This is a genomic window from Candidatus Pantoea edessiphila (assembly GCF_002933315.1).
GTDB lineage: Bacteria > Pseudomonadota > Gammaproteobacteria > Enterobacterales > Enterobacteriaceae > Pantoea_C.
On the sequence record NZ_PDKT01000001.1, the window covers coordinates 78,390 to 97,671 of the forward strand.

Annotated in this window: 18 protein-coding genes and 1 tRNA gene; 13 read left to right on the plus strand and 6 right to left on the minus strand. The window is 26.4% G+C overall.

Annotated features, from left to right (window positions below; translation table 11 throughout):
- The first annotated feature begins 110 nt into the window (after window positions 1-110).
- The 7 genes from serC (at window position 111) to CRV12_RS00505 (ending at window position 6,439) form a co-directional block, all read left to right on the plus strand.
- Entirely contained in the window at window positions 111-1,202 is a 1,092-nt protein-coding gene (gene serC / locus CRV12_RS00475) for a 3-phosphoserine/phosphohydroxythreonine transaminase (RefSeq protein ID WP_136130693.1), read from the plus strand.
- Window positions 1,203-1,278: 76 nt separating this feature from the next.
- Window positions 1,279-2,565, plus strand: a complete 1,287-nt coding sequence (gene aroA, locus CRV12_RS00480) for a 3-phosphoshikimate 1-carboxyvinyltransferase (protein ID WP_136130694.1) — start codon at window positions 1,279-1,281, stop codon at window positions 2,563-2,565.
- A gap of 58 nt (window positions 2,566-2,623) precedes the next feature.
- A complete protein-coding gene (gene cmk / locus CRV12_RS00485; protein ID WP_136130695.1) occupies window positions 2,624-3,319 on the plus strand; it encodes a (d)CMP kinase in 696 nt (231 codons plus the stop codon).
- Between the two features lie 96 nt (window positions 3,320-3,415).
- Complete coding sequence (gene rpsA / locus CRV12_RS00490) at window positions 3,416-5,092, plus strand: 30S ribosomal protein S1 (protein ID WP_136130696.1); 1,677 nt, start codon at window positions 3,416-3,418, stop codon at window positions 5,090-5,092.
- Between the two features lie 57 nt (window positions 5,093-5,149).
- On the plus strand, window positions 5,150-5,452 hold the full coding sequence (gene ihfB, locus CRV12_RS00495; protein WP_277870466.1) for an integration host factor subunit beta: 303 nt from the start codon (window positions 5,150-5,152) through the stop codon (window positions 5,450-5,452).
- A gap of 148 nt (window positions 5,453-5,600) precedes the next feature.
- A complete protein-coding gene (locus CRV12_RS00500; protein ID WP_136130698.1) occupies window positions 5,601-5,774 on the plus strand; it encodes a Trm112 family protein in 174 nt (57 codons plus the stop codon).
- A gap of 35 nt (window positions 5,775-5,809) precedes the next feature.
- On the plus strand, window positions 5,810-6,439 hold the full coding sequence (locus CRV12_RS00505; RefSeq protein ID WP_136130699.1) for an MBL fold metallo-hydrolase: 630 nt from the start codon (window positions 5,810-5,812) through the stop codon (window positions 6,437-6,439).
- A 15-nt stretch (window positions 6,440-6,454) separates the two neighbouring features.
- Here CRV12_RS00505 and CRV12_RS00510 read toward each other — a convergent pair whose 3' ends face one another.
- From CRV12_RS00510 to asnS, 3 genes are all read right to left on the minus strand, one after another.
- Window positions 6,455-7,645: an amino acid aminotransferase gene (locus CRV12_RS00510; RefSeq protein WP_136130700.1), complete on the minus strand. Its 1,191-nt coding sequence runs from the start codon at window positions 7,643-7,645 to the stop codon at window positions 6,455-6,457.
- Window positions 7,646-7,785: 140 nt separating this feature from the next.
- Complete coding sequence (locus CRV12_RS00515; RefSeq protein WP_136130701.1) at window positions 7,786-8,997, minus strand: porin; 1,212 nt, start codon at window positions 8,995-8,997, stop codon at window positions 7,786-7,788.
- 258 nt (window positions 8,998-9,255) lie between these two features.
- The gene (asnS, locus tag CRV12_RS00520; protein ID WP_136130702.1) at window positions 9,256-10,656 is read right to left on the minus strand and encodes an asparagine--tRNA ligase; all 1,401 of its coding nucleotides are present in this window, start codon (window positions 10,654-10,656) and stop codon (window positions 9,256-9,258) included.
- A gap of 796 nt (window positions 10,657-11,452) precedes the next feature.
- On the opposite strand from asnS, the gene CRV12_RS03855 reads away from it, so the two are divergent.
- The 5 genes from CRV12_RS03855 (at window position 11,453) to CRV12_RS00535 (ending at window position 14,967) form a co-directional block, all read left to right on the plus strand.
- A complete protein-coding gene (locus CRV12_RS03855; protein WP_277870463.1) occupies window positions 11,453-11,872 on the plus strand; it encodes a paraquat-inducible protein A in 420 nt (139 codons plus the stop codon).
- 34 nt (window positions 11,873-11,906) lie between these two features.
- Complete coding sequence (locus CRV12_RS03860; protein WP_277870464.1) at window positions 11,907-12,092, plus strand: paraquat-inducible protein A; 186 nt, start codon at window positions 11,907-11,909, stop codon at window positions 12,090-12,092.
- A 175-nt stretch (window positions 12,093-12,267) separates the two neighbouring features.
- Entirely contained in the window at window positions 12,268-12,687 is a 420-nt protein-coding gene (locus CRV12_RS03770) for a paraquat-inducible protein A (RefSeq protein WP_241973748.1), read from the plus strand.
- 16 nt (window positions 12,688-12,703) lie between these two features.
- Entirely contained in the window at window positions 12,704-14,353 is a 1,650-nt protein-coding gene (gene pqiB / locus CRV12_RS00530; protein ID WP_136130703.1) for an intermembrane transport protein PqiB, read from the plus strand.
- Window positions 14,354-14,355: 2 nt separating this feature from the next.
- The gene (locus tag CRV12_RS00535) at window positions 14,356-14,967 is read left to right on the plus strand and encodes an ABC-type transport auxiliary lipoprotein family protein (protein WP_158676339.1); all 612 of its coding nucleotides are present in this window, start codon (window positions 14,356-14,358) and stop codon (window positions 14,965-14,967) included.
- Here the strand turns inward: CRV12_RS00535 and CRV12_RS00540 are convergent.
- From CRV12_RS00540 to CRV12_RS00550, 3 genes are all read right to left on the minus strand, one after another.
- Complete coding sequence (locus tag CRV12_RS00540; protein ID WP_136130705.1) at window positions 14,881-16,614, minus strand: AAA family ATPase; 1,734 nt, start codon at window positions 16,612-16,614, stop codon at window positions 14,881-14,883. The genes CRV12_RS00535 and CRV12_RS00540 overlap by 87 nt on opposite strands.
- A gap of 188 nt (window positions 16,615-16,802) precedes the next feature.
- Complete coding sequence (gene ompA / locus CRV12_RS00545) at window positions 16,803-17,870, minus strand: porin OmpA (protein ID WP_136130706.1); 1,068 nt, start codon at window positions 17,868-17,870, stop codon at window positions 16,803-16,805.
- Between the two features lie 700 nt (window positions 17,871-18,570).
- Window positions 18,571-18,897 carry a TusE/DsrC/DsvC family sulfur relay protein gene (locus CRV12_RS00550; protein ID WP_136130707.1) on the minus strand — a complete coding sequence of 109 codons (327 nt, stop codon included), beginning with the start codon at window positions 18,895-18,897 and terminating at the stop codon, window positions 18,571-18,573.
- Window positions 18,898-19,137: 240 nt separating this feature from the next.
- Between CRV12_RS00550 and CRV12_RS00555 the strand changes: the two genes are divergently transcribed.
- Window positions 19,138-19,222, plus strand: a tRNA-Ser gene (locus CRV12_RS00555).
- The last annotated feature ends 60 nt before the right edge of the window (window positions 19,223-19,282 follow it).

A 19,282-nucleotide genomic window follows, 5' to 3' on the forward strand; every position in this document is an offset into this window, starting at 1 on the left:
TATTAAAATAATAGTATTTGATATGAAGTAAATATATTTATATTGATTTTCTAAAATACGATAGATTTTTTATAAAAATGATAAAATACTAAACTAATTAGTAGGAATAAATGAAAAATATATACAATTTTAGTGCAGGTCCAGCAATGTTACCAATTGATGTTTTGTATCGCATCAAAGAAGAACTAATCAATTGGAATAAATTAGGTGTTTCTATAATGGAGATCAGTCATCGCAGTAATGATTTTATTCGAATGGCTGAAAAAACTGTTCAAGATCTTCGTGAATTACTAAAAATACCTTCTAATTATAAAATATTATTTTGCCATGGTGGAGCCCGAGCACAATTTGCTGCTATACCTGCTAATCTTTTAGATTCATATTGCTCCAAACCTGATTATATTAATGGAGGATATTGGTCAAATAAAGCAGTAGAGGAAGCTAAAAATTATTGTTCACCTAATGTTATAGACGTAAAGACAACATATAATGGTAAGTATGGAATTACTCCGATGAAAAATTGGAATATTAGTGATAATTCAATATACTTACATTACTGTCCTAATGAGACTATAGATGGTGTTGCTATTAATGAATCTCCTAATTTTAAAAAAAAAATAATAGTTGCTGATTTATCATCTGCCATACTTTCATATCCTATTGATATTAACAATTATGGAATAATTTATGCCAGCTCTCAAAAAAATATAGGTCCATCTGGTTTAACTCTAGTAATTATAAAAGAAAAAATATTAAACAAAAAAACCAATTTGTGTATTCCATCAATTCTTAATTATAAAATTTTAGCTGATAATAATTCCATGTTTAATACACCATCCACTTTTTCTTGGTATGTATCAGGATTAGTATTTGATTGGTTAAAAAAACAAGGAGGTATAATCGAAATTAATAAAATTAATCAAATAAAGTCTAGTCTTCTATATAGAACTATTGATCATAGTGATTTTTATCAAAATAATGTTACTAAAAACAATAGATCAATTATGAACATACCTTTTCAATTGGCAGATAGTTCATTAGAAAATATTTTTTTAAAAAAATCAACTGAAGCAGGTTTACTTTCATTAAAAGGTCATCGTATAGCAGGAGGTATGCGTGCTTCAATATATAACGCAATGCCTTTAGATGGAGTGAAGGCTTTAGCTGATTTTATGGTGTATTTTGAACGTAAATATGGATAACAAATTTAAATTATTTTATAACTATTATTATAACTTTAGTGATATAAGCAGATTTTATGTTTGTTTGGATACTAATATGAAAAATTCTATAACTTTAAGACCAATTCATCGAATTAATGGTACTATTAATCTTCCAGGTTCTAAAAGTATTTCCAATCGTGCTTTATTACTTTCTGCTATGGCTGAAGGGACTACTATATTAAAAAATTTATTAGATAGTGATGATATTAAATATATGCTGTATGCCTTAAATACATTAGGCATAAATTATGAATTACAAAATAACAATACTATATGCAAAATTATTGGTAATTCTGGTTCTTTAACATCATTAAAAAAATTAACATTATTTTTAGGTAATGCAGGTACTGTTATGAGACCTTTAACAGCTATTCTATCTCTTAAATCACAAGAGATTATATTAACTGGTGAAACACGTATGAAAGAACGTCCAATTGGTCATTTAGTAGATGTATTACGTAAAGGTGGTGCTAAAATTGATTATATAGAAAATAATAATTATCCACCTATCAAAATATATGGGGGATTTATAGGCGGGGAATTCACAATAGATGCTAGTATATCTAGCCAATTTTTAACTGCATTACTAATGGCGTCACCATTAGCAATAAAAGATACTAAAATTAATGTTAAAGGAAAATTAGTATCAAAACCTTATATTGATATTACATTAAAAATAATGGATGATTTTGGAGTAAAAGTAGATAATGATAACTATAAAACTTTCCTAATAAAGGGAAATCAAAAATATTATTCACCAAAAGAATATTGGATAGAAGGTGATGCTTCTTCTGCATCTTATTTTCTTGCTGCCGCTGCGATTAAAGGTGGTACTGTAGATGTGAAAGGAGTTGGTTGTAATAGCATTCAAGGTGACATTCGTTTCGTTGATATAATAGAAAGTATGGGTGCTACTATAGATAAAGGTAATAATTATATATCTTGTTCAGTAGGTAAATTAAATGCCGTTAATATGGATATGAATGATATCCCTGATGTTGCAATGACAATTGCTATAATGGCTTTATTCGTTAAAGGCATAACAAATATAAGAAACATTTATAATTGGCGTGTTAAAGAAACAGATCGTATAGTAGCAATGGCAACTGAGTTACGTAAGTTAGGTGCAGAAGTTAAAGAAGGTTATGATTATATTTGTATTAAACCATTAAATAAGATTGTTCATGCTAATATTGATACGTACAATGATCACCGCATGGCAATGTGTTTTTCTCTTGTAGCATTGTCAGGAACAGCTGTTACAATTTTTAATCCTAATTGTACTACAAAAACATTTCCACAATATTTTAAAGAACTTGCTAAAATTAGTCATTATTATTAAATAATCTATAAAATGTTATTGAAATTAAAAAAATAATGAAACAAATATAAAGGCAATAATTATGGTAATTACACCAATAATAACTATTGATGGTCCTAGTGGAGTAGGAAAGAGTGCTTTATGTAAAAATATTGGGAGATTATTAAAATGGAATATACTAAATTCAGGTGATATATACCGTACTTTAGCACTTTTTTATAGTAATCATAATATTGATATATTAAAATCAGAAAAATCACTTTTTCAAAAATTATCAAATTTTGATATAAAATTTTTTCATGAAAAAAATAAAATTAAAGTTCTTTTAAACAGTATAGATGTAACTGATAAAATTCGTGAAGAAAAAATTAGCAAAATCTCTTCTATTATTGCAGAATCACCTATAATACGTAATTTTTTACTTGAAAAGCAAAGATGTTTTGTAAAAAAACCTGGTTTAGTAGCAGATGGAAGGGATATGGGTACTGTCGTTTTTCCTTATGCACCATTAAAGATTTTTTTAAATTCTAGCCTAGAAGAACGTACTCGTAGAAGAAAGTTACAGTTGAAAAAAATAGGTTTTAATGTTAAGTTTGAGTTCTTACTTAATGAAATGAAGAAACGGGATGAACGTGATTATAATCGTAAAATTTCTCCTTTATTACCTGCTAGCGATGCTTTAATTATTAATTCAGAAAAAATTTCTCTTAATCAAGTTACAGAAAAAATATTACAACACGTTCAAGAGAAATTATTTAATAATTTTATTCAATAAACTTATGCCAGGGATTAGGTATAGGTTATGTTAAACAACACCATATGACATGATGTTACATGGCAGTTAAAGTTAAGAGTTCTAAAAATTATCAATATGGCTGAATCTTTTTCTCAATTATTTAAGGAATCGCTGGAAAAAGTAGAAACACGACCAGGTTCTATTATTCGTGGCATAGTAATATCTATAGAGCATGATATAGTGATAGTAGATGCAGGACTAAAATCAGAGTCTGCAATTCCTATAGATCAATTCAAGAATATTACAGGAGAAATAAAAATTCAAGTAGGTGATGAAATTGACGTTGCGTTGGATGCTGTAGAGGATGGTTTTGGTGAAACAGTTTTATCTCGTGAAAAAGCTAAACGTCATGAAGCTTGGATTATGCTAGAACATGCTTACGAAAATGCTAAAATTGTTACTGGGATTATCAATGGTAAAGTTAAGGGTGGTTTTACTGTTGAGCTTAATGGCATTCGTGCATTTTTGCCAGGTTCATTAGTGGATGTGCGTCCAGTGCGTGATATGTTTCACTTGGAAGGAAAAGAACTTGAATTTAAAGTAATTAAATTAGATCAAAAACGTAATAATGTTGTTGTTTCTCGTCGTGCAGTTATTGAATCCGAAAATAGTGCTGAACGTAATCAATTATTAGAGAATTTACTAGAAGGAATAGAAATTAAAGGTGTTGTCAAAAATCTCACAGACTATGGTGCATTCGTCGATTTAGGTGGAGTTGATGGATTATTGCATATTACTGATATGGCTTGGAAAAGAGTTAAGCATCCAAGTGAAATAGTTAGTGTAGGAGATGAAATTAAAGTTAAAATTCTAAAATTTGATCGTGAAAGAACACGTGTATCTCTAGGTTTAAAGCAATTGGGAGAAGATCCTTGGATAGAAATTGCTAAGAGATATCCTGAAAGTACTAAACTTAATGGTAGAGTCACTAATCTGACTGATTATGGATGTTTTGTCGAAATAGAAGAAGGTGTAGAAGGTTTAGTACACGTTTCTGAAATGGATTGGACAAATAAAAATATACATCCTTCAAAAGTTGTTAATATAAATGACTTGGTTGAAATTATGGTTTTGGATATTGATGAAGAACGCCGTAGAATTTCTCTTGGTTTAAAACAATGCAAACCTAATCCTTGGCAAAAATTTGCTGAAAAATATAATAAAGGTGATCGTGTTGAAGGTAAAATAAAATCAATAACAGATTTCGGAATCTTTATCGGATTGGATGGTGGAATTGATGGTTTAGTTCATTTATCAGATATTTCCTGGAATTTAAATCATGAAGATATGGAAATAGTACGTAACTATAAAAAAGGTGATGAAATTGCTGCAGTTGTACTACAAGTTGATACAGAACGTGAACGTATATCTTTAGGTATAAAACAATTAGAAGAAGATCCGTTTCATAATTATATCAGCCTAAACAAAAAAGGTAATGTTGTTGTTGGTACAGTAATTTCAGTTGATAATAAAAATGCTGTTCTTGAACTTTCTAATGGTATTGCAGGTTATTTAAGTCTTTCTGAACTTTCTCGTGATCATTCAGAAAATAAGCAATATGTTATAAAAATTGGAAATAAAGTCGAAACTAAAATCATAGGGATTGATCGTAAGAATCGTGTTATTAATTTATCTATTAGATCAAAAGAACAATTTGAAGAAAAAGATAATGTTGCTAATGATGCTAATAATGAAGAAAAAAATTTCTCTAATGTTATGGTTGAAGCATTTAAAGCAGCTAAAAATGAATAATTTATTTAAAATAAAGATAATGTGAATCTATATTCTAATTTTAGAGATGCTTTAGTGGTGGTTAATGGAGATTATATGACAAAATCAGAACTTATTGAAAAATTAGCAAGACAAAACGCTCATATATCAATTAAAATCATTGAAAATGCAGTTAAAGAGATAATTGAATACATGGCTAACACTTTAGAAAAAGGCGAACGTATTGAAATTAGAGGTTTTGGGAGTTTTTCATTGCATTATAGAGCTCCTCGTATTGGTCGCAACCCTAAAACCGGTGATAAAGTAGATCTAGAAGGTAAGTATGTTCCATATTTTAAACCAGGGAAAGAATTACGTGATCGTGCAAATATTTACGGTTGATTTTTAAGAAAATTATTGTTTTTATATTTTACTAATTGATATAAAACTTATTTTTTTATGTTCGATGCTGCAACCTGCGCAGCATCCGTTCACTAATTATTTATAGATATACTCATAAAGTACAGAATAAGAAAAATAAAAATGTATCATGGATAATTACTTACTTAAAATTATAACATGTCCTATATGTAATGGTAAATTAACATATAATTATGAGGAACTTATTTGTAATATAGATTTTCTAGCTTATCCAATTAAAAATGGTATACCAATATTAATAGAAAATAATGCTAGAAAAATATCTATCAACGACAATAATTAATTACTTAAAAGATAAGAAATATTAATGGAGTAGTTATGAATTACCGTATTATTTCTGTTACTTCTCTTATGCAAAATTGTTGTATTGTGTGGTGTAAATTAACTCGTGAATCAATAGTAATTGATCCAGGTGGAAATTTTGAAAAAATACAACAAGAATTATCTGATCTTGATCTTTCTCCTGTAAAGATACTGATAACACATGGTCATTTAGACCATGTTGGTGCAGCTATAGAATTAAGTAAATGCTATAAAATTCCGATATTGGGGCCACAAAAGCTTGATAAATTTCTATTGGAATCTTTGTTAATCAAAAGTAAGGATATTCTTTTAAAGAAACATTTAGATTTTAAAACTCATAGTTGGCTTGAAGAGGGTGACAAAATTGTATTGGGATCTTTAACTTTTGAAGTTATACACTGCCCTGGTCATACTCCAGGACATATAGTGTTTTTTTACCGTAAAGGACGTTTTTTGATTTCTGGAGATGTAATTTTTAAAGGTGGTCTAGGTCGTACTAACTTTCCTAAAAGCAACTACAAAGATTTAATGAATTCTATATACATGAAATTACTTCCATTAGGAGACGATATAACTTTTATTCCTGGTCACGGATCTATTTCTACACTTGGATATGAAAAAATAAACAATCCTTTTTTGCAGTAAATTAATAAAATGTAATTAAAAAACTTTTTTTATAGCATCACATAATATATTTATGTTATATGGAGTAATGCCAGCGAAGTTTATTCGACCAGAATTTAATATATAAATGCCGAATTTTTCATATAGTCTTAAAACTTGTTTTTTATTTAATCCAATAAATGAAAACATTCCGTGTTGTTTAGTAATAAAATCGAAATCTTTTTGTATATTCTTTTTTATTAAAGTTTTCACAAACAATGTACGCATATACTTAATTCGTAAATTCATATCTGATAATTCTAGTTGCCAAAGATTATGTAAAAAATTATCTTTGGCAATAGTTGATATAATTTTAGCGCCGTGTGCTGGTGGATTAGAATAACTAGAGCGAATTATAGATTTTATCTGACTAAAAGTGTTTTCTACTATTGTAGAGTTTCCTGCTATTACAGTAAGTGCACCTACTCTTTCACTATATAAACTAAAATTCTTTGAATAAGAACTAGCTATAATCATTTCCTGATGTATCTCTGAAAATATACGTAATCCTTTAGCATCTTCATATATGTTATTTGCAAATCCTTGATAAGCAAAATCAAATAAAGGGAGCCAACCATTTTTTTGAGATATTTGAGCAAGATGTTTCCATTGTTCAATATTGAGATCAATTCCTGTTGGATTGTGGCAACACCCATGTAATAAAATCACATCTCCATTTTTGGCATTCTTTAACGAATCCATCATACGATCGAAAGATAATGTATTATGAATTTCATCGTAGTAATAATAATAATTAATTTTAAAACCTGTAGCATTAAATATGTTTTTGTGATTTGGCCAACTTGGATTACTAATCCAAATGCATTTAGTTGAAGTTTGAGTTGATATAAAATCTGCTGCTATCCTTAATGCTCCTGTTCCACCTAAAGTTTGCACTGTACGTATACGATCTTTTTTAATTAAAGAATTATCTTTTTCAAAAAGTAGTGTTTGTGTAAAAATAGCAAAATCACTTAATCCTTGAATACTTAAGTAATTTTTATTATTTTCTGTTTCTAATAAAATTTGTTCAGCTTTTTTTACACTAGTAAGAATAGGAGTATTACCAAAATTATCTTTATAAACACCTATACCAAGATTAATTTTATCAGACCTATTATCATTATGAAACAAATCAGCTAATCCTAAAATAGGATCGTTAGGTGCAGATAATATCGATTCAAACATGATTTAGTTCCAGTTTTATAGTAAATTTATATGTTAATTATCTATGATAAAGATAATTTTAACTCATTTATAAATTTTAGATTATTATTTTATAATAAAAAACGGAACTAATGCTCCGTTTTTTATTATAAAATAATAATCTAAAATTTATAAATCAACCCTATCGCTAATATATTATCTCGACCGTTAAAATTAAATTTGTAACCTGATTGTCTTTTATTAATACGGTAATCACAATATGCCATCATATTTTTACTAAAAATATAAGTTGCACCTAGATCGATATATTTATATAGGTAAGTATCATCACCTTTAGTATTTTCAATTTTTGATTCTATATACGCTATAGAAGGGATTAAACCAAAATCAAATTTGTATTTCGCAACCATTTCAAAATTAATTACATTATCTATAAAACCAATAGAATGTCCATCTATTTTTTCTTTTAAGTAAGTTGACTTATATGTTTTACCATACATTGTAGCAAAATAAAAATTATTTTTATCATATTTAATTGCAGTAGACCAATGTTTTGAATTATCATTGAATTTATCGTTAAATGCAATAAATTCAGGCTTTAATGCTGTGTCAATATTATCGTCTTTGTTAACAAGGTTATTATTTTTTGTATTTTTAACAAGCGCACTATTTCCATATGCACCTGATATACCTACACCGATTGGTAACATATAAGAAGCTGACATTCCATATGTATTTGCGTTAAAATTCATTTTATCAACATCATCATCACTCTGACTTTGGTATTGAATAGCAAATTTTAATTGTTTGTGTAGTCCAAAAAAATCATTATTACGATAGGTAAACAATCCGCTATTTCGTCCAATTAAATAATTATCTGAATATTCTGAATCACCACCAAACTCCGGCAAGACATTAGTCCAAGCGCTAACGTCATGCATAATACCGTAATTACGTCCATAATCAAACGATCCTAATGGAGATTTAATACCTATAAAACCTAAAGCTCCTCTACCGCTAGATTTTATATCATTTTCAGCTGCATTTAATGGTACATTATATTGCAATTCTCCGTAACCTAATATTTTATCTTCATCATTTAATACAGATTCAGCACGAAAACCAAAATTAGCACGGCTTTTATCTAATCCGGTATTATCCTCACCGGGAGGAAAATTAAAAGCGAAGTAATTACGCCGGTAATCAAAAGAAAGATCATTAAGAGAGACATTAGGAGAAAAATAATGCGATCCATTAATTTCACCATATACATCTAGTTTAGTGTTATTATTGTTGTAAATTTCTACTGCATTCGTTGTGCCGTTAATACAAATAGTTAACATGGCTGCTATAAGAATTTTTTGTCTAACCATTATTCATTAGCCTCACGTAATTTCATTAAGTATAATTATTATGTTCATGCTTCAATTTGAAAAAAAAATATCAATAACCCATTTAAATTAATAATTCAAATAATCAACATTTTTAAAGAACTGTATTTTATTTATTGTTATTTCTTCCCTTTTATAAATAACTTATTTAAAATAATTATATTGTTTATTTCAATTTTTACTAAAACATATTAATTGTTATTAATTATAAAAATCAGCATACAATAAATACTTTAATTTTTAAAAATTTGCATTTCGTGGTGTACGAGGGAATGGAACTACATCCCTAACATTATGTACCCCTGTAATAAATGAAAGTAAACGTTCAAATCCTAATCCGAAACCTGAATGAGGAACAGTACCATAATTACGAAGATCACAATACCACCAATAATCTTCTTTACTTAATCTTAAATCTCTAAGACGAATATTTAATATTTCAATACGTTCTTCGCGCTGTGAACCACCAATTAGTTCACCAATTTCTGGTACTAAAATATCCATAGAAGCAACGGTTTTATTATCTTCATTTAATCTCATATAAAAAGCTTTTATTTCCTTTGGATAATCTTTAATTATTACTGGTATTTTAAAATATTCTTCTACTAAGTAACGTTCGTGTTCAGATGATAGATCTATTCCCCAATAAACATTATTTTCAAATGATTTTTTAGAATTTATTAAAATATCAATAGATTCGGTATAACTTATATGAACAAATTTAACATTCAAAAAATGTTCTAAACGATTTATAATATTTTGACCAACACGCTTATCAAAAAATTCTAATTCCTCTTTGCGTTCTTCAAGCACTACTTTAAATATATATTTAAGCATAGATTCAGCTAATACAATAATATCCTCTAATGATGCAAATGCTGATTCTGGTTCTAACATCCAAAATTCAGCTAAATGACGACTAGTATTAGAGTTTTCAGCACGGAAAGTAGGACCAAAAGTATATATTTTTGATAAAGCGCTAGCATAAGCTTCAGCATTCAGTTGACCTGAAACAGTTAAAAAAGCTTCTTTTCCGAAAAAATCTTTATTAAAATCAACTTTTCCTTTATCATTATAAGGCAGTTGATCTAAATCTAAAGTAGATACTCGGAACATTTTGCCAGCACCTTCAGTATCAGATGAAGTAATAATTGGAGTTGGCACCCAAAAATATCCGTTCTCGTTAAAAAACCTATGTATGGCTTGAAATAATGTATTACGCATACGAGATATACAACCAATGATATTAGTACGTGGACGCAAATGTGCCATTTCACGTAAGTACTCCATGCTGTGACTTTTTGCCGACATGGGGTAACTATTAGATTCCTTCACCCATCCAACTACTTCTAACTTAGTTACTTGAATTTCAAGATCTTGTCGATATCCAAGAGAAGATGTTAACATTCCTGTAACTATGACTGAACAACCAGTAGTTAAATGTATTATTGAATTTTTATAATTATCTGAAGAATTATTAACAACAACCTGTACACTATTAAAACAAGAACCATCATAAACTGAAATAAAAGAACAACCAGCTTTTGAATCTCTTCTTGTACGTACCCAACCACATACTGTAATTATAGTATTAATTACAACACGACCTTTTAATATGTCTGCTACGGATACTAATTTCATAGTAATATCTCTTTTAACATTTTTTATATAATATTTACAGATCATATTTATTGTTTATGATAAAATCAAAACCTAAAGTTTCATAAATGAATAAATAATATGTAACATTAATTTTGTTTTTATCTTGATATAAAAATTTATTATATTTTTTATATATTAAATAGTGATACAAAACAAACGCACCACAAACTAAAATATTCCTGGATTATATTTTATACAATGTTCTAAGTGAATAAGTAACATTAAATAACGATATTTACAATCTATTTGTAATAATTTTGTCATCTGGTTATTATGAATAAATAACAATTTGATAGAATTAATTATCGATGTGAATATTGCAATATCTTAACAAATTATAGCTGATATTAATAAAGATATTAAAATATTATTAACTATTTTTATCAAAAAGTATTTAAAATTTACTTTTTAATAATTTACAACTTTAAAAAACATAATTCGTTTATGATTATTAATTCTATATCATTTAAATCAAATCATGATTTATCATAATTAAAAAAGTAATGATTATATATTAAAAAAATTATAACAATATTTTTATTAGCAAGTGTAAAAGAAAAAATAATCATTTTTAAAATCATCAAATAATTTAAAAATTATAAAAACATATTAAATTGATTAACTACTTGACTATAATATAAGATATATTATTTTTTATATATAAATAACAGTTATAAAAATGATTTTTTTACAAAACAGCATTTTAATTTGTTAAAACTAATATGCAATATAATTTTAATAAAAAATATATTATTGACAATTTCAAGGTACAGACGTGTCAACAAATAAAAATGTTAATTATATACTTTGTCCAACATGCGATCTATTAATGGAAATATCTTTTCTATTCACAGGAAAAGAAGCGTCTTATCCTCGTTGTTCGTATGTCTTTGTATCAAATTGGTATGAGCCATATAGGAGACATAACATTTGTGCGCTATCAACCTTTGTTTTATTAGTATTTTCGAATATTTTTCCTATTGTAAATATAAATTTTGCTGGTATTAATAATCAAATTTTATTGAATCAAATTCCTCATATTATGGCAAATGAAGGATACACTATATTAGCGACATTTTTTGTATTAGTTATCCAATTTATTCCTCTATATTGTATAATTATAATTTTTTTATTGGTTAATCCTACTAACCTATCAATTGAAATAAAATTATTTCTAGCTAAGACTTTCTTTTAACTGCGTAGTTGTATTATGGTTGAATTTTTCATAATTGGGATACTTAATAAGTTTAATTAAATTAACAAATTATGGCAATATTAATTTACAACCTAGTTTCTGGCCTTGGTGTTTGTTTTGTATACTACAATTGAGATTATTTCAATGTATTGACCGTCGTTGGCTATGGCAATTAATTAAACCTATGCCTAATTTAATTAAACAACCTAATAATAGGTAAAACTGGTTTAAATCAAGGTTTACGATCTTGCCATTGTTGTACTGCTATTTTACCATTACTTGAAAATACATGAATTAGATGTGGGATTAAAGTTGGTGTACGTTATAAATATAGTTTACAAATTACATTAGCTTTATTAATTACATCATTGATACTTTATATTCCTGCTAATTTCATGCCTATTATGACTACAGAAATTTTTGGTTTAAAATACCCATCAAATATTATGGAAGGCATAATTTTATTATGGTGTGAAGGTTACTATTTAATTTCTATATTAATATTTTTTAGTATTATAATACCAATGCTAAAAATTTTTTCGATCGGTTGGTTATGTTGGAATGCAAATGGTTACGGTAATAGTAGTATAGAAACAATGCATGCTATCTATAAAATTATTAAATTTATAGAACATTGGTCTATGATAGATATATTTATAATATTAATACTTTCATCTATATTAAAAATAGGAAAATTAATACAAATTTACCCTTCGTCTGGTTTAATATTATTTACATTAGTAATAATTTTTATCATGATTACCGAAATGAATTTTGATCCAAGATTAATTTGGGATCGAATAAATAATAAATAAAGGAATTACTATTAATATGGAAATAAACTATAAACATGCCAATTTAAGTAAAATAAAAAACCGGTCTTCAATATGGATTTTTCTTTCCGTTACTTTATTTGTTGCTACATGGATTATGATATACCAATTAATTCATTTAGGACCCGAAGTAACATTAATTACCAATAATGCTAGAGGCATAGAAGAAGAACGTACCATCATTAAAAGTCATAACGTTAACGTGGGATTAGTAAAAAAAATATCAATATCAAAGAACTTAAATAATGTTGAAATAAAAGTTAGATTAAATTCAGGTATGCAATATCTCTTACAAAAAGACACTATTTTTTGGGTAGTTAAACCGCAAATCAAACATGAAGGGATCAATGGTCTTAGTAAGGTATTAGCAGGTGTATATATAGAACTATATCCTGGTAAAAACAATCAATATTCTGATAAAAAAAACAAACTAATTAACAGATATAATCTTATGAAAGAACCTCCAACTGTACTACCTAATGCGAAAGGAACCCGTGTTATTTTGGAAAGCACTACGTCTCAAACTTTATCTGAGGGTGATCCAGTACTATTTCATGGTTATCGTGTTGGAACAGTAGAAAATATTATATTTAATACTAAAAATTACAAAACTACATATCAATTATTTATTGAAAAACCTTATATTAATCTGATAAATAACAAAACTTGCTTTTGGAAAAATAGTGGTATTTCTGCAAATTTATCTACTTCAAACATGAGTATTGAAATTGGACGTTTCAATAATCTATTTAATAATAGTATAAGTTTTGACACAAAATCTGGTTGTTTTTCAGGTAAGTATATTAACAACAAAAAGTTATATTATTTATTGGATAATCAAAATGATACAGAAAAACTATTACAAAATCATTATACAAATTATGTATTGCTTTTCTCAAGTTCCATTCGTGGTTTAAAAGTTGGTGCACCAGTAGAATTTCGTGGTATTCGTATTGGCACTGTATCTGAAGTACCTTTTTTAAAAGCAATCATGAAGCAAAAATTAAATTATAGTTATGAAATACCAGTGCTAATTCAAATTGAACCTGCTCGTTTTATTAAAATTTTAGGTAAAAATTTTAATTTAGATAAGCTTCTCAAAAAGAAAAAAGTGCTTTACGGCATAATAAAAACTAATAATTTTTTATCAGATTCTCATTACATTGATTTAGATTTTTATAATAATGAAATGATTACAAATAAATCTGAAAAAATATTAGGTTATAAAGTAATTCCTACTATTGATATCAGTTTTGATAGTATACAGCAAAAAATTGTAATTTTACTTGATAAAATAAATAGAATACCAATTAATGATATCATCAAAGAATCAAATAATACTCTAAAAGAAGGAACAAAAATAATTAAAGATTTCAATTTAATGATAAATACAGTCAAAAATATTATGACAAATCCGACAATAAAAAATTTACCTGAAGATATGCATCAAGCTATAGATAATCTTAATATATTGACTCAAGAATTACAACCTGGATCAGAAACATACAATAGAACAATGAGCAATATGCAAACATTAAATCAAGTTTTAAATGAACTGCAATCAATTCTTAAAATTCTCAATATTAATAGCAATGCTCTTATATATAGAACCGAACCAGATCAAGATCCTCAGCCAAAAAGGATATAGAGGTGAAAAAAAAAGTAATAATTCTTATTACAGTATTACTAAATGCATGTAGTAGTCCAACAAAAAAAATTTACTATCATCTACCTGTAGAAAATAATTCAATAAATTTTAATAAAAAATATCAACAAGATAATAAATATGCGATATGGATACAACAAGTTTCACTTCCAGATCATCTAGCAGATAATGGATTAGTTTATCAAACTAATGATGTAGAATATATTATCATTAATAATGATCTATGGGTTAATCCTTTAGTGCAACAATTAAAACAAACTATGATTTGTAACTTAAGTAAAAATCCTCCTCGATGGTTTATATCCGATTTACCATTATTAGTCATTAAAAAAGATAAACTAAATATAATAGTAAAAAAAATTCAAGGAAGATATGATGGCAAAGCAGTTATTAGTGGTGAATGGATACTAGAATATCGAAATCATATTATTAAACATTATTCTAATTTTATACTTGCACAAAAACAAGATGGTTATGATAAATTATTTGATATATTTTTTATAAATTATCTAGTTAAACCATCTAAATATGTTATAAAAAGCAGAACGTGGGACTACGTTCTGTCTTTGAATCCTTTGTTGAATGATATCAACTAGACAATCTTCTTTTTTTTCTTGATTTTTCCATGACTTACCAGTTAGCAAGTAAATAGCTTCGCTAACGTTGTTAACTGTCCATATATGGAAATCGTTATTCTTAACAGCTTTTAGTACATTTTCATTTAAACTTAAATGTCGTATATTTTGAGTTGGTATAATAACACCTTGTTTACCTGTAAGTCCCAGAATATTACAAATATCAAAAAAAGATTCAATTTTTTCATTTAATGCACCAACTGGTTGTATATTACCAAATTGATCTATAGAACCAGTTACCGCTATTTGTTGATTGATAGGTATTCGAGATAAGGCACTGATTAATGCACACAATCCAGCTAATGAAGAACTATCTCCATCAATTTCAGAATAAGATTGTTCAAATCCTAATGATGCAACAAATGGCAGCTGCATTTTTAATTCAGACATTAAATAAGATTGAATTATCATAATGCTTTTTATGTATATGTTACCTCCTAATTTAGAATTACCTTCTATATCAATTAATTCATTATTTCCTGGGTAAACTACACATGTAATTCTGAAAGGAAAACCTATAAGACGAGGATGACCAGGATATTCAATAGTTGATAATACATTAATTTGTCCTATAATTTTACCTTCAATTTTAATAAGATTTTGTTTTGATAAAATATCATTATTTATATTTTCTTTAAGCTGATTTTCTCTCCATAAACGTACTTGTAATGCATCACATAAAGCCTTACCATTTAATGAATCACCCATAATTGAAACTGATTCACGAATTTGACGCATTAACCACCTTGGACATAAAGGTAAATTTTCTTTGTCATTACTAAAACGAATACCTTCTTTAATTAACTCTGGCCAAAAATTTTCTTCTGGTATAGGTAAAGAATATTTTTCTGCTAAATAAACTGTCCATCTACACCATGCTAAAAGATCTTCTTCATTTGATATTTTAATATCATCCTCAAATGCAGTGTAAATAGCTGTTTTATAAGATTCTGGATCAATCATTTGAAAATCATATAAGGAATCAATATCTCCGCACAAAACCAAATTCAGTTTTAACGGTAATGGTGGAATTGATATCGGTAAGGGAGATGTTTTATTATATGAAAATAATTCTATATATCCTTGCTCAATAAACCTCTTTAAATAAAACCAAATTTCTGGATTCAATAAAATGGATTTTAAAGAAAGAATTAATGTACCACCATTAGCTTCATGAATTAAACCAGGTTCCAGATGGATTCGATTTTTATATATACATGCGTATCCGAATAATAATTCTTTATTAATCCAATCTGCAAAACACACTTCACCTTGACTAGTAAATCGGTGTTTTATATCTGAAGGTGGTTTTAATATAATTGTATCATTAATAATTTGATAATCTCCCCCAAACAATGAAGAAGAAGGAAGAATAATATTTTTAGCTATTTGTGCAATAATCTCAAGATAATCACGATTTTCTTTAATACACACCAATAAAATAGGAAAACCTTGTTTTTGATGATATAAATGTGCTAGTCCATTTATTAATCTAGGTTGCAATTTTTCTATAGGATCAATGTAATTTTCTTTAATTTTAGAGAAAATAGATTTATATTCTAAAATATCTGGCTGTAAATCTGTCCATGTAAGTCGTTTATAATTCAAAATTTTAGCACTTTTAATTGAAAAAAACTAATTGTACTATAACTTTTATGATAGATATAGTAAAATTTAATTTCTGTATATGGTAACAAAATAACATATCTTAGCAAGTTTTTTTAATAGACTCATTGTATAAATAACTACCCTCTCCTGATTAATCTTAAGAAGAGGATAGCTAATGTTTTTAATCATTATGCATTAAGATTAGCATTAATATTTTTTATAACTTGTATTTTAATTTCTACTCTCCGATCTGGAGCTAAACATTCAATTAAAGATTTACGTTTTTTAATATTATTACACTTGTTTTTAGTAATAGAATAAGATTTACCTATACTGCTTATAGACATTTCATTTGAAGGAATGCCTTTTCTTGCTAAATAATTTAAAACAGATTGAGCTCTTTTTTTAGCAAGTCCTTGATTATATTTTATAGAACCAATCCGATCTGTAAAACCTATAATCATAACAGTATTTTTTTGTTTATTAAAGTTTAAATCTTTATATAATTGGTCTAAAGTTTGTTTACCTTCATTTTTCAAAATGAATTTGTTAAAGTTAAACAAAACATCATTTTTAAGTTTAAAATATTTAGTATCATTCACTGATTTCTTTTGAGTATTCACCTTTATTGCAGAATAAGGTTTATGCCCGAATTTATAAGAAACACCAAAACTTAATATTCCATTTTTAGGTTTTGAACCTACAATATATTTATCACCTATAGTATTAACAAATTGATAATCTAATCTTATTGCTATATCTCTGTTTATAGAGTATTCCATTCCAGCGGCTATAAATGGAACAAAGCTTATATCTGTATTTTCGAAAGAGTTATTATTAGCTAATGTGAAATGATCTGCATTTACATACCATAACATACCTCCTAATCTACTATATATATCTAATTTATCACTAAATGGATAACTAAATTTAGCACTTAACTGCAAATCATATGATTTAAAATTACCGGAAATGTTTTCGCCTGAATATTTTATATTCCCCAATTTATCCAATCCAAGTTCAAAACCTAATATTGGATTAATTTGATAACTGAGAAATAGATTGTTAGCCAATGCATTTGTATGAGTGACACCATCATTAGTTAAATATGTATAATCATGTTCATCAGCATTAAAGTATTTCGACCATCCTGATTTGGCACCAATATACCAAGTATCTTTTTGTGGTATTGCTTGCACTACTGATGAAAAAAATCCAGTAAATAAAATTGCAATTGTAGTAGATATCTTTTTCATTTTATACCTCGTTATTATTCAAAACAAGAAATGAAGAAGTCAGTTCTTTTAATTCAAATATTAAAAGTATCATTTCTTGAGGTATTTATAGTAAAAAAGTATATTATTATAAATAAATTAGCTTATTTATCATGTTATTGATAAATTATTTTTTTTGGTTATATATAAAAAATAAAAATAATATTTTAACCATTTAACTTTTGAAAAAAATAAAACTGATTTATCTTAAAATATACGTAATACTATCTTAATTATTGCTAATTATTGTTTTTTATGATGAATACAATTGAAATTTAGCATAATTTATAGTTATCGACAAATCAGATATTAAGTGAATATTTATAATTAATTTTTTATATTGAAATCTTCAATAAAAAACATTATGTAATAATTATTTGTATTAATCTATTAATAATAAATGTATGATTTATAAATGAAAAATAAATTATTTATTTAAATACTATTGGCAAATAAATTATTAAATAATTATTAAGTTAATCTTTTTTTATAACCATCATTTCTAAATGATTATTATCAATTGATAATTAAGAAAAATATCATGATTGATAACAGTTCACAAAACTAAAGCCCTTAACAATATTAAAATATTTAGTCACTAATCAAATCTTAGAAAATTTTATTATCAAATATCAATTTAGTTATTACAATTTTTATACATTATATTAAATTTATATTTGCATTAAAGACATTTATTTGGTTTTGGAATTCCAGATATTTTAGTTGCTTGGTTCAAAATGCCTTTTGGAAATAATTTAAACAAATAAAGGCTGCTTGCTTTTTCTTTTCCATATTTATCTGAAATAATTTTAGATAACATCCTCATTGTAGGTGAAATATTATATTTTAAATAAAAAGATCTTAGTAAATACACTATATTCCAATGTTGTTCAGTCATAAAAATATTTTCTTTTTTAGCAAGATTTATTGCTATATTTTCATTCCATTCATCAATTTTTTTTAAATATCCTTCATGATCATATATAATATTTATCTTATCAAGACTCATATTTTTATCCTTATTTAAAATAATTTATATATAAATTATAAATAAAAAATTTTTCTGTTAATTATGATTTTATATATTACAATACATGTTATGATTTAAAATGCATTTACCTTTAAATAACTAATAAATTTATTTATAACATAGACATAATTAATTAATATTTATTAATCAATTAATAATTTTTATTTATTTTGCAATTTTAAAAAAATTGTTTATAATACTTCTAAATTCAAAACAAATGGAGGAGTGGCCGAGCGGTTTAAGGCAACGGTCTTGAAAACCGTCGATAGGAAACTATCCGTGAGTTCGAATCTCTCCTCCTCCGTAAATTTTGTTCTTTATTTATTTTACTGAGACAATATCTTACAATTGACATCATAATAGA